Consider the following 13667-nt stretch of genomic DNA (forward strand, 5'->3'; position numbering starts at 1 on the left):
TATTATTTTGTTTAGTCGAAATTAACAGAACGATAATATAGTGTTAACAGTTATTTTTTCCATTTTTTCTAGTATTTTAATTAAATTAGATATTAAATATATTTATGTAAATTTATGATATAATTAGTAATATAATTTATACTGGAGGATTATAAAGTGAAGAAATTATCTTTAAAGAAAAAAATATTAATAACTATTTTATCTATACTAATTATAATAATAAGTTTTGGTGTAATTTATACCACTTATTTATCAAATAAGGTTAATAGAGTTGAAGTAGATAGAAGTTCTATTACTGATACTGGAAAGGAAGCCCCTAAGGAAGCTGAGGATGTAATTACTGTAGCTCTTCTTGGAACTGATTATTCTGGTGATACTATTGGTGCTTCTGACTCTACTATGATTTTGGCTATTGATACTAAGTTAAAGAAAGTAAAGTTATGTTCATTAATGAGGGATATTTATTTAGATTTACCTGATGGTGGTAAGCAAAATCTTAATTATACAATGGTTGATGGTGGACCATCTTTAACATTAAAGACTATTAATTTTAATTTTAACTTAAAGGTTGATAAATTTGTTCAGGTTGACTTAAGACATCTTCCTAGTGTTATAGATACTTTAGGAGGAGTTATTCTTGATATAACTCCTGATGAATTTACTCATATAAATGGATATATTGATGGAATAAATAAAGAAAATGGTACAAGCTCTCCTCATATTAATTCTCCTGGAAAGCAAGTATTAAATGGAACTCAAGCTGCAGCTTACTGTAGAATAAGATATACAGCTGGAAGGGATTATAGAAGAACTGAACGTCAAAGAGATGTACTTTCTGCATTATTTGATCAAGTAAAGGATACTAGTTTTTCCGAAGTACCTGGTGTTGTAAATAGTCTTTTACCTTTAGTTAGTACAAATCTTACTAACTCTGAAATTCTTTCAATAGCATCTAAAGTATTATCAATGGGTGTTTCTAATATAGAACAAGGTAGATTCCCAGTTGATGAAGATCATACTGCTGAATGGACTGATATGTATCATATGATAATTGATGTAGATGCAACTACAAAAAAACTTCATAACTTCTTATATTCAACTAATGAGTAAATATTATTAAAAACCTTAGATAAATTTGTATTTTTTTAATTTATCTTTTATGTTTCTTATTTAAGTTTTATATTTACTTTTTAGGGTTTGTATTTGTTTTTAAAATTTTAGGGATGTTAGATATACTTATTTAAAGTTATTATATCTAACATCCCTATTTATATTTTTATTTTAAACTTGCTTTTAATGAGTTTATAGCATTTCTTGAAATTCCACCACCAGCTTCATAAATTGTATTAGCAGTTTTTGAATCTAATATATTTCTTTGCTCTTGTGTTAAATCATAATCACATAAAACAACTGCTCCGCCACTTAATGCTGCAATTGGACCTGATGTTAATGCATCTACTAGTACTAATCCTTTTGAAGCATAAACTTTATTTAAGTTTTCTCCATAGAATTTTCCTATAACCATAGCATTTGTTGCATATCTATCTCTTCCACCCAATCTATTATTGCTTATATCTGAGCTTGTTATAGCATTTGTTTTATTTAATATTTCATTAGATAAAACTCCTGTTCCTCCAATAATATATGCATTATTTAACGCTTTACCTTTTAACCAGTTATATATGCTATCTTTATATCCATTAACTTCTGATAATATAATTGGCATTTTTTCTCTGCCTGCAATTGCCGCTATTGAAAGTGCATCTGCCTCTCCTAATCCATTGCTTACTACTATATTTTCAACATCATATAAATTTGAATCAATATATTTTGCAATTTCTAAAGATGTATCGTATCTATCTCTTCCACCTAATCTTTTTACAGAGTTAATTCCAAGACTTCTAAGTTGATCTTCAACACCTTTTTTAACTACGCCTTCTCCACCAACTATTATTGCATTTTTTGCTCCTAATCTTGATATTTCACTTTTTGTTACTTCTGGTAAAACATTATATTCTGATAATAATATAGGTGCATTTAAATTGGTAGCTAAAGGTGTAGCTGTTAAGCCATCTGCTAACGCTAATCCATTAACTATTATAACTGTATCCGCCTTATTAAATTGAGTTTGACTTAATTTTGTTGCAGTAGCATATCTATCACTACCTATTAATTGTATAACTGGAACTGTTAATGAATTTAAAAGTTTTTCTCTTACACCTTCAGAGTTATTTTTTATATCACGGTATGAGAAGAATATACTTCCTTTTACATTAGGATATTGTCTATTTAAGTTTATTTGTTTATCTAGTTCTCTTGCAACTACTGGCTTATAAATACCTTGTCCAATATATAACTTTACATTTGTTCCGTTTACTTCATTTGACCACCATGGTACTAGTTTAGAATAATCAGCAGCACCATTTCCTATTTCCCAATATATTTGTGGTGCAACATAGTCTAACCAGTTGTTTTTTATCCATGTTCTTGTATCACCATATATATCGTAATAGCTTTGTGCTCCGTTAGTAGGTGAACCTGTTGGATCACTTGATTGATTTTTCCATATTCCTCTTGGGCTTATTCCAAAGTCAACATTATTTTTTATGCTCTTTATTTTATTATAAACAGCTTGTACCATTTGATTTACACTGTTTCTTCTAAAATCTCCTCTATCAATACCATTTGCATATTGATTATAGGCTTCATCATCATTAATATCATTTCCTGGATAGAAATAATCATCAAAATGAATTCCATCTACATTATAATTTCTAACTACTTCATCTACAGTATCAACAATGTGCTGTCTAACTTCTGGTAAGCCTGGGTTATAGAATAAAGCCTTACCATTAGAAATTACTGTTTGTGGGTTATTTTTAGCAAAATGATTATCAGCTAATGCATTTACATCTGTTCCACTAGTAGTTACTCTATAAGGATTAAACCATGCGTGAACCTTAATTCCTCTATTATGAGCTTCATCAATTATAAAGCTTAAAGGATCATATCCAGGATCTTTTCCTTGAACTCCTGTTAAAACATCTGACCAAGGATTTATATTAGATTTATATAATGCATCACCTTTTGGTCTTACTTGAACTATAACAGTGTTTAGTCCAATTGTTTTTACATCTTCTAATATATTTATAAACTCTTGCTTTTGTAATTGAACATTATTTCTTGATGCTTGGCTTGGCCAATCTTGATTATATACAGTAGTTATCCATACTGCTTGCATATCTTCATTTGTGCTTGCTTTAACCTCTGTAATACCTAAAAGACTTAAGCATATAAAGGATAAACATAAAATTTTTGAAACTAATTTCTTCATATTATCTCCTTTCTATTCTACAATTTAATTTAAATTTCACTAAACATTTTACCATATAATACAATTTATATCAATTTATTCTATCGCATATTTATGTGTTTGCTTCATTATATTATTGTATTCATATAGAAGGTTCCACTTGTTTTAATTTAATATAACTTTTAGTAAGTTAACTGCTTCTTCTGAAACTCCTCCACCAGCTTGTATTACTTTATTAGCTTTTTTAGATACTAATGTATTTCTTTGTGTTTCTGTTAAGTTTCCATTTGCTAATACAACAGGAGCTTGTCCTACTGCTGCTACTGGACCAGCTGTTAATGCATCTATTAATACTAACGCCTTAGCTACATAAACTTTATCAAGGCTATTTGAATAGAATTTACTAATTACCTTTGCATTAGTTTCATATCTATCTTTTCCACCTAGTCTATTTTCACTTATATTATTTTTTGTTATTCCGTTTACTAAATTTAAAACAGTATTATTAACTACGCCTGTTCCACCTATAATATAAGCATTTTGTAAATCTTCATTTTCCATCCAATTATATACTTCACTTGGAATCATATCTTTCTCTACTAATATTATTGGCATTTTATCTCTTCCTGCTACTGATGCTATTGAAAGAGCATCTGCTTCGCCAACGCCACTACTTACTATTACATTTGAAACATCATAAAAGTTTCTATCAATATATTTTGCAATTTCTAAAGAAGTACTATATCTATTTTTTCCAGCAATTCTTTCTACTGTGTTTATTCCTAGTGATTTTAGTTTATTAACTGCATTTTCTGATATTACTCCATCTCCACCTGCAATAATTGCTTTTGTTGCTCCAAGTCTTCTAATTTCATTTATAGTTTCATCTGGAACTGTATTTTTATCTGCAAGTAAAATAGGCGCTTTTAAATATGTAGCAAGTGGCGTTGCTGTTAGTCCATCAACAATTGCTGATCCATTTACTATAACTACTGTATCTGATTTATTAAATTCAATTTGACTTAATTTAGTAGCAGTATCATATCTATCTCTACCTATTGATCTTTCTAAAGTAATTGGTAGTTTGTGAACTATTACCTCTATAGCTTTGCTTACTTTATTTCCATCTTTATCTGTAACTTCATAAATTAAATTATACTTTCCTGCTACCTTGGTATTAATATCACCAATTACTTTCACTTTTGAAGTAATATCTCCATCTTCCTTATCCGTTGCCTTTACTCCTGCCATTTTATCAAAATCATCATAAGCTTTAATAGATTTATTTTCTACATTTATAACAGGCTTTTCATTGCTAGGATTAACAACTATTGGTGGTTGTACTACTGATTTTAAAGTTAATTTAGCTACTGCTTTTAATAATGAATTTTTAGCATTATCTATCTCTTCTTGAGTTGCTTTTTCATTCTTAGCTACTGTTTCCGCATTTAATAGTTCTTTTTCTAGCTCCAATACTGATTCATTTGTATATTTACTTTTATCTATTGCTTTTACATTATTAATTTCAGTATTTAAACTAGTTCTATCAATAACTCCACCTTGAATATTTATAACTGTTTCAACTATAACTTTATTTGTTCCAATTGTAGTTATATGTTGAAGAATAGTTTGTCCTTCTTTATTTTTAGATGTTAAAGCTCCATTTGTAACTGTTGCCAAAGCTTCATCTAAAACCTTGAATTCTTTATTTACAACTGCATTACTTGGAATATATTCAACTAAATTTTCAATAGTTTTATTTGAGTTTATATCTAATTTCTCTGGCATCTTAATTCCAATTAACCCATTAGTTGTTTCTCCATTACTTCCGTCTTGAGCTGAAGCTTTTATTTGCCCTGTTTTTCTAACATCAAAATAGTTATTTCCACTACCTTCTTTTGGAGAAATATATCTTCCAAATAGACCTCCTACAAGACTACCTTCTTCAGCTTGTATTTTACCATTTGCAAAATTATTAATAGTTAAGCCTTGATAGTTTTGTCCTGATATTCCACCTATTAAAGGTTTGCTATATCTACTTCCTGTAGCTGTTGATACAATATTTACAGATGAAATACTATTTTCAATAGTACCTTCAAAGCCTACATCCCCTGATATCCCACCAGTTGCTCTATTACTTGAAGATTGTATATTTCCAGTTACTTTAACATTTTTTATTATTCCATTATTACTTCCTGCTATAGATCCTATTTCTGCATTTGAAGTTATATTTACATTTTCTAAATTTAAATTATAAACTTCTCCACCTTTATCTATTGAACCTATTAACCCTACCTCTGAATTTACAGAATTTAAGTTAATTGTCATATTTGATATAGTGTGACCATTACCATTTATACTTCCTGTAAAGCTACCTACATTTTCTAGATTTCCTGCTATTCCAATTGGAACCCAGTTTTCTTTTGATAAATCTATATCATTCATTAAAATATAATGCTTGTCCAGATTACTTGTTACTCTTTTTAAATCTGAAGCATTATATACTTTAAATGGATTCTCCTTACTTCCATCTCCATTTAAAACTGGAAAAGTAACTTTAAAGCTTATTTCATCTCCACTTGAACTTCCAATTTCAGATATTACTATTCCACTATTATCTCCATTTTGGAAGTATAAGGAATTAGCATCAAATCCTAAATTTAAATTTGAATTACCTATAATAGTTCTTCCTGACTCCTTAGATAAAAATGCATTATTTAGATTTCCATTTCCATCAATGCTATTAGTTACACCTGGTCTAAATACATATAAATGATCTGGTGATCCATTTTTATTTCCACTAAAAGCATTTACAGCTTCATTAACTCTATAAACAATTAATCCTGAACCAGGTAATACTTCATCCCAGTTTCCTTTATTTTTTCTATATTCAACCATAAAGTATTCATTAGTTGCTAATGGTGATTTTATTTTAAATGCAAGTAAATCATTTTTATTAGTACTTCCTGAATATTTTATTTTATATGTTCCATCTTTAGTTATTTCACCTATATTTATTCCCATATTATTATATAAATTTCTAGTATATATTAACGGAAGTTGTCCAACTCCAGTTGTCGATGACATTATATCCCATATCCCAACTGGATTTCCACTTCTTGAATATCTATAAAGATCAGGTAAATGAAGTGAATGTAAAAATTCATGATTAATAACACTTAATAAAGTCTTATTAAACACACTATTAAATCTAGATCCTGAATATATAATATTATATGTTCCTAAACTTTTCCCATTTACAGTTGAATATCCTGAGAATTTTGTTTTATGAGGCCATAGCATATTCTTATTATTTAACGTAAATCCATTATAAATAAAAGTTACATTATCTATTTCCCCATCATTATTTCTATCTAATTCACTTGATGATAACTTCACTTCATTCTTAATTGAATTAAATGCCCATTTAATAAAATCTCTTTCAGTATTACCTCCCATTGGCATACCTTCATAATACTGTTTTGTTTCTGGAGCTGTAATTGATATATATGAAGTTCCATTACTGCTTCTAGGATAAAATGTACTATTTACTGCTGTTCTTCCATATGTAAAATCATTTATATATGATTTTAAAGAAATTGATCCTAAATCTGCAAATCCATCATTATCATTATCTACAAATTCATTATATGTACTTTCTATTTGTCTTGACTTTTCTTCAGTCATAAATTCTTCTTCATCCTTAAACTTTATAAGAACAACAATATTATTTAGATTTCTTGGTATGTCTGGTTCCTGTGCTGAATACTGAATTTCTTTTTCTTCAATATTAAAATTATCAGCACCAAAGGTTGTCTCATTTTCCATCATCATATCAAAAGTTGCTTCTTTAACTTCTTTATTTTCTGTATCAGCTAAAGGTGATATTGATGGTATTAAAAGAAATACTGATAAAATTATTGAAAATAACTTTTTCACCTTCTCATCTACTCCCTTCTATTTTCTATTTTCTCTTATATTTTATCAATTTTTTCCATCTTCTTCAATCTTGTTCTAAAAATATTTTTATTGTATTATATTTTAAATTAAATATAATCAATTAATCTCATGGTACTTTTAAATTTTTTAAATATAGTAAGATTATATTTAAACATCATAAAAAAAAGACAGTATATAAATTTGTCTTTTATACACTGCCTTTTGTATTTAATTTAATATAGCTTTTAGTGAGTTAACTGCTTCTTCTGAAACTCCCCCACCAGCTTGTATTACTTTATTAGCTTTTTTAGATGCTAATGTATTTCTTTGTGCTTCTGTTAAGTTTCCATTTGCTAATACAACAGGTGCTTGTCCTACTGCTGCTACTGGACCAGCTGTTAATGCATCTACTAATTCTAAAGCCTTAGCTACATAAACTTTATCAAGACTATTTGAATAAAATTTACTAATTACCTTTGCATTAGTTTCATATCTATCTTTTCCACCTAGTCTATTTTCACTTATATTATTTTTTGTTATTCCGTTTACTAAATTTAAAACAGTATTATTAACTATGCCTGTTCCACCTATAATATAAGCATTTTGTAAATCTTCATTTTTCATCCAATTATATACTTCACTTGGAATCATATCTTTCTCTACTAATATTATTGGCATTTTATCTCTTCCTGCTACTGATGCTATTGAAAGAGCATCTGCTTCGCCAACGCCACTACTTACTATTACATTTGAAACATCATAAAAGTTTCTATCAATATATTTTGCAATTTCTAAAGAAGTACTATATCTATCTTTTCCTGCAACTCTTTCTACTGTGTTTATTCCTAGTGATTTTAGTTTATTAACTACATTTTCTGATATTACTCCAGCTCCACCTGCAATAATTGCTTTTGTTGCTCCAAGTCTTTTTATTTCATTTATAGTTTCATCTGGAACTGTATTTTTATCTGCTAGTAAAACAGGTGCTTTTAAATATGTAGCAAGTGGTGTTGCTGTTAATCCATCAACAATTGCTGATCCATTTACTATAACTACTGTATTTGATTTATTAAATTCAATTTGACTTAATTTAGTAGCTGTATCATATCTATCTTTTCCTATTGATCTTTCTAAAGTAATTGGCAGTTTGTGAACTATTACCTCTATAGCTTTACTTACTTTATTTCCATCTTTATCTGTAACTTCATAAATTAAATTATACTTTCCTGCTACCTTTGTATTAACATCACCAATTACTGTCACTTTTTTAGTAATATCTCCATCTTCCTTGTCAGTTGCCTTTACTCCTGCCATTTTATCAAAGTTTTCATAAGCCTTAATAGATTTATTTTCTACATTTATAACAGGCTTTTCATTGCTAGGTTTAACAACATCTGGCTTTACAACTGGTGGTTTAACTTCATTCGGTACAACAGCTACTGGTGGTACAACAACATTCGGTTTAACAACCTCTTCTTCTTTTACCACTTCTTTATGATTTGCTTCAGGTTCTACTGGTATAGCCACTTTCGGTTCTGGTACTACTTCTTTAGCTGCTTCTTTAACTACTACTTCAATTGTCTTACTTACCTCATTTAAATCTTCATCTAAAACTTTATAAGTTAAATTATATTTTCCTGCTTCCTTTGTATTAACCTCTCCAGTTACTTCTACTTTTTTAGTAATGTCTCCATCTTCCTTATCAATTGCCTTTACTCCTACCATTTTATCAAAGTTATCATTAATATTAATAACCTTATTATCAGCTTCTATAACTGGTTTTTCTCCTTTAACATAGAATAACAAGTTATCAATTTTCATTAATCCAACTGGACTCTCATTCTTATTAACGCGAATTCCTATATATCTATATGATTCATTATTATTATCTAAATCAAAAGTAATTTCTCTTACTTTATTCTCTTTGTCAACAATAGTAGGATTTATATCAAATACAATTTCTCCAACTGGTTTTCCATCCTCTATACGATTAAAAGCTATTAACTCTACATTTTCTGGATTATATGTAACATTATTCATATAGCGCTCTTTTTCATCCAAAATACGTAAATATTCTTTTTGTAAATCAATTATATCTCCCTGAGTGGAATAAGTAACCTTTTTTATATTTACTCTTCTTGATGTTTGTGCATACATATCTGCATAAACAAATTGATCATATATAGACTCTGCCGGTGAACTTATCCAGCATAATCCATCACTAGCTCCTATTAGATTCATCTCTCCATAGTCGTTACCTGCTTTAATTATAAAACGTGACCTAGCCTTATAGTGACTTCCAGATCTAGAATATTGGCTATATATAAGTTCACCTTCTTTAGCTTGTACTGGAATATTCCCCCCTATTAGAGTTACACCCCAAATTGTCATAATCATAAATATTAATTTTTTCTTCATCTAATACCTCCTTAAAATGTTATTATACTAATTATTATATCATAATATTAAATATTTGTAAAATTTATAATGTTTTATTAATACTTTATCAATATTTATGTATATTATGTGCATTTCGCACCTTTTATTTTATAGTAACCATTTTATCTAATTATAAAAAATATTCACACTTTATTAATAAATAATCAAAAAGATATTATCTCAATTGAAATAATATCTTTTTGAACTATATTAATGTTTGCATACGTACCTTTTCTTTTTTAATACTAATATACCAGTAATTACTAATATTAATGCACATATTAATACTATATTTGTATTAGTTCCACCTGTATATGGTATTTTATCTTTTTCATTATTATTATTTGGATTTTTATTGCTTATAACTGGAGCTTCTTTCTTTTCTTCTTTCTTTTGAATAGTAGTTTTCTCTTCATTTTCTACTGTATTTTGTTGTATATTTTCCACAGCTACTTCTTCTTTATCCACTATATCATCTACTAGTTTTGTTACTTCTTTGTCTTCTATATTATCTGCTGGTTTTGTTACTTCCTTATTCTCTGTAGTAGTTTCTGGTTTTAAAGGTTCTTTACTTCCTGATTCTAAGTTTATTTTTACACTTGAAGTTATATTTTCTAAAAGTGAAGTTTCTTTATTTTCAATTCCTATAACATCTCCAATAATATTGTTTCCTTTAATTGAAGTAGAATTTATATTACCTGATATTTTTATGTTTCTTACTTTTCCCTTATTTTCAGCAGCAAGTCCACCAATTGTTCCATTTGAATTTATATTTATATTTTCAAGGTTTAAATCATGTATTTCTGCCGTTTCTCCAATACTAGAAAATAACCCAACATATGCTTTTTCACTATTTGAAACTATTTTCATATTTGAAATAGTATGTCCATTTCCATTTAAGCTTCCAGTAAAGCTATTATAGGAATCTAGTCTTAATCCAATTCCTATTGGATTCCATTCTATATTAGATAAATCTATATTATCCATTAAAATATAATGCTTGTCTAACTTGTTTGAAATTCTCTTTAAACCTTCTGCATTATATATTTTATATGGATTTTCTTTACTTCCATCTTCAGTTATATTTGGTAGTTTAACGCTAAAGCTTATTGTATCTTTAGCACTACTTCCAATATTATATATTTCTATTCCACTATTGCTTCCATCTTGAAAATATATAGCATTTGAATTAAACCCTGAATCAATATCTGCATTTCCAATTTTATCTCTTAAAGATTCTTTTGATAAAAATACATTGCTTACATCTCCTATTGCAGATCTTCCATCTGTATCACCTGGTCTAAAGATATAAATATGATCTGGAGATCCATAAATATTCCCTCTTAAATCATTAACTTTATCATCTATTCTATATACTATAAGACCTGAACCTGGCAGCCTAGAATCCCAATTTCCTTCTGCCTTTTTAAATTCAACCATAAAGTATTCTGTATCTGATAAAGGTGATTTTATTTTGTAGGCAACTCTATCTTCTTTATTACCACTATTTGATTTTTTTAACTCATAAGTTCCATCTTCTTTTATTTCACCTATATTTAATCCTATTTTCCCATAATGCTCTTTAGTATATACAAGAGGCATTTGCCCTGGAGTTAATGTATTAGCCATAATATCCCACATTCCTACTGGTCTTCTATTTCCATATATTCTATAAAGATCTGGAAAATAATATAAATGTAAGAATTCATGAATTATAGTTTCTAATGAAGCTTTATTAAATATATTACTTTCTGCATTTCCTGAATTAACTATATTATATGAAGTTAATTTTTTACCCTTTAACTCTGCCTCACCTTTAAAGACTGTTTTATGTGGCCATAACATAGTATTGTTACTATTAGCTTCTCCATTAAATACAAATGTAACATTATCTATTTGTCCATCACCATTTCTATCTAGTTCATCACTTGATAAATTTATCTGATTTTTTACAGAATCAAATGCCCATTTTATAATTTTATTTTCTTCATCTCCACCCATAGGTTTGTCCAAATAATACTGTTTATTATTCTCTGTTACAAGTGAATAGTATTTATTTTCACCTGTGTTAGCTGGATAAAAATTAGTATTTATAGTTGATTTTCCATATGTTAAATCGTTAATATATGATTTTAATGATACTGAGCCTTTATCTGCTATTTTATCATTATTAGCATCTATAAATTGATTATATGTACTTTCTATCATTCTAGAATTTTCTTCATTTAAAAATTCTTCTTCTCCATTAAACCTAATAAATATAACTATATTACTTATACTATCTGGTATTCCCCCTATACTTAAGTTTTCATTTGCCATAACAGGACTAAAGCTAGTAAACATTAATGCTACAACTAGCGCCGTTATAAATTTTTTCACCCTAATACCCCCTGTATATTTTACTTACATTAATTGTATCTTTTATTATACATAATTTATAAGATATTGTGAACATTCCATTAATAATTAATCTTTAGTTTATACTCTATATATTTTATCAATTACATTAAATAATATATATAAAATATAATAACTATATCAAAAGCGTGTTACTAATTAAATAGGAGTATATAGAATAATGATTACATTATTCTATATACTCCTTTAAACCTAACTTAATTATATTAAATTTTATGTTGTTATCATAATGCACTTTTCATTAGGATTATTATACGTCTTTATAAAAACTAACGGTAATCCAGTTTTATCTGCAATTAAACTTTCTATCATTATAATAGGAGTATCCATTTTTACTCCTATTAAACGCATATATTTTGTAGGAACTTTCATTGGTATAAACTTCTGAACAACACTTCCATTATTAATTAAATCAGTAAAATCAAGATTCTTTTTAATATCTATCATATCTTTTTTTACAGATCTATTTCGTGGCATATATATCTCCTCTAAATCTTGTACCACATTATTTTTTAAATTTAATCTAACTACACGAATAATCTGTTCATTAATATCTAAATTTAATTCCTTAACTATATATTCATCTCTTATATCACTTTTAACATCAAAATATATAATCTTCTGCGTTATTTTATCTTCTAATTTAAAGCTATGATTTAATGAAGTATTTGTTTTATGCATTTTTTCATCTGCAACAAATGTGCCTCTATTTTTATCTCTATATAAATATCCATTATCTACTAAAATATTTATAGCTTTTCTAGCAGTCATTCTACTTGTAGAAAATCTAATTGATAATTCACGTTCAGAAATAATAGGCGTATTGGCAGGCATTTTCTCTATTTCTTTAGTAAGTTCCTCAACTATATTTTGATAAATCGGCTTCGCCATATAATACGCCCCTTTCTTTTATCCTAATCTTTCACCATAATTTTTTATCCTAATCTTTTATATAATTCAATAAATTCAGTAGCTGTTATTTTAAATCCTTCAGCACTCATTAGCTGATCTTCAGCATGTAATAAAATAAGTGATACATTGGTAGTTTCTCCTTTAGCCTCATTTTGAATTAACTTCATATGAGCATGATGGCCATTAAAAAAAATCTTACTACCCTCTTCGATAAGATCTTCTGCAGCTTTAAAATTTTTCTTCTTTGCTTCCTGTATTGCTTCTATATACATTGATCTTGCAGTACCAACTGAAGAAATTATTTCAAAACAAATCATTTCTAATTCATTCATTATTTTTCCTCCAATAATTTCAATGCACTATCAAGTACCTTTTCCCCATTCATTGTCCCATATGCTACCATATCAATAGCAGCTACTGGCTTTCCATTGGCTTGTCCCTTAATTTTTGATAATAAGAATTTTACTTGTGGCCCTAATAATACAATATCTGCTTTTGGGATATTTAAACCAGATTCTGCGTCTCCTACTGCCCAAATATTTGCCTCTATATTTTTAGCTTCTGCTGCCTTTTGCATTTTTGTAACTAATAAGCTAGTTGACATTCCTGCTGAACATATTAATAAAATATTTACCATTATTACCCT

General features: G+C 27.9%; 8 protein-coding genes. 1 reads left to right on the forward strand and 7 read right to left on the reverse strand.

What is annotated here, in order from left to right; all coding sequences use genetic code 11:
• The first annotated feature begins 156 nt into the window (after window positions 1–156).
• Window positions 157–1110, forward strand: a complete 954-nt coding sequence (locus ACYQ1T_RS03220) for an LCP family protein (RefSeq protein ID WP_459831701.1) — start codon at window positions 157–159, stop codon at window positions 1108–1110.
• A 166-nt stretch (window positions 1111–1276) separates the two neighbouring features.
• On the opposite strand, the gene ACYQ1T_RS03225 is transcribed toward ACYQ1T_RS03220, so the two are convergent.
• From ACYQ1T_RS03225 to ACYQ1T_RS03255, 7 genes are all read right to left on the reverse strand, one after another.
• On the reverse strand, window positions 1277–3334 hold the full coding sequence (locus ACYQ1T_RS03225; RefSeq protein WP_459831703.1) for a family 10 glycosylhydrolase: 2058 nt from the start codon (window positions 3332–3334) through the stop codon (window positions 1277–1279).
• Between the two features lie 144 nt (window positions 3335–3478).
• The gene (locus tag ACYQ1T_RS03230; RefSeq protein ID WP_459831705.1) at window positions 3479–7252 is read right to left on the reverse strand and encodes a cell wall-binding repeat-containing protein; all 3774 of its coding nucleotides are present in this window, start codon (window positions 7250–7252) and stop codon (window positions 3479–3481) included.
• A gap of 228 nt (window positions 7253–7480) precedes the next feature.
• The gene (locus ACYQ1T_RS03235; RefSeq protein ID WP_459831708.1) at window positions 7481–9670 is read right to left on the reverse strand and encodes a cell wall-binding repeat-containing protein; all 2190 of its coding nucleotides are present in this window, start codon (window positions 9668–9670) and stop codon (window positions 7481–7483) included.
• 231 nt (window positions 9671–9901) lie between these two features.
• Window positions 9902–12070, reverse strand: a complete 2169-nt coding sequence (locus tag ACYQ1T_RS03240; RefSeq protein ID WP_459831711.1) for a hypothetical protein — start codon at window positions 12068–12070, stop codon at window positions 9902–9904.
• A 252-nt stretch (window positions 12071–12322) separates the two neighbouring features.
• Complete coding sequence (locus ACYQ1T_RS03245) at window positions 12323–13000, reverse strand: GntR family transcriptional regulator (RefSeq protein ID WP_459831713.1); 678 nt, start codon at window positions 12998–13000, stop codon at window positions 12323–12325.
• A gap of 44 nt (window positions 13001–13044) precedes the next feature.
• Window positions 13045–13353, reverse strand: coding sequence for a PTS sugar transporter subunit IIA (locus ACYQ1T_RS03250; protein ID WP_459831716.1), 309 nt, complete (start codon window positions 13351–13353; stop codon window positions 13045–13047).
• The gene (locus tag ACYQ1T_RS03255; protein ID WP_459831718.1) at window positions 13353–13658 is read right to left on the reverse strand and encodes a PTS sugar transporter subunit IIB; all 306 of its coding nucleotides are present in this window, start codon (window positions 13656–13658) and stop codon (window positions 13353–13355) included. The genes ACYQ1T_RS03250 and ACYQ1T_RS03255 overlap by 1 nt, the downstream gene beginning before the upstream one ends.
• Window positions 13659–13667 lie beyond the last annotated feature (9 nt).

This window comes from Clostridium carnis, assembly GCF_054657435.1.

What these genes read in the sequence shown, in the direction of transcription:
- ACYQ1T_RS03225 (WP_459831703.1), bottom strand. Translation starts at nt 3,334, where the DNA reads ATGAAGAAATTAGTTTCAAAAATTTTATGTTTATCCTTTATATGCTTA.
- ACYQ1T_RS03235 (WP_459831708.1), bottom strand. Translation starts at nt 9,670, where the DNA reads ATGAAGAAAAAATTAATATTTATGATTATGACAATTTGGGGTGTAACT.
- ACYQ1T_RS03245 (WP_459831713.1), bottom strand. Translation starts at nt 13,000, where the DNA reads ATGGCGAAGCCGATTTATCAAAATATAGTTGAGGAACTTACTAAAGAA.
- ACYQ1T_RS03250 (WP_459831716.1), bottom strand. Translation starts at nt 13,353, where the DNA reads ATGAATGAATTAGAAATGATTTGTTTTGAAATAATTTCTTCAGTTGGT.
- ACYQ1T_RS03255 (WP_459831718.1), bottom strand. Translation starts at nt 13,658, where the DNA reads ATGGTAAATATTTTATTAATATGTTCAGCAGGAATGTCAACTAGCTTA.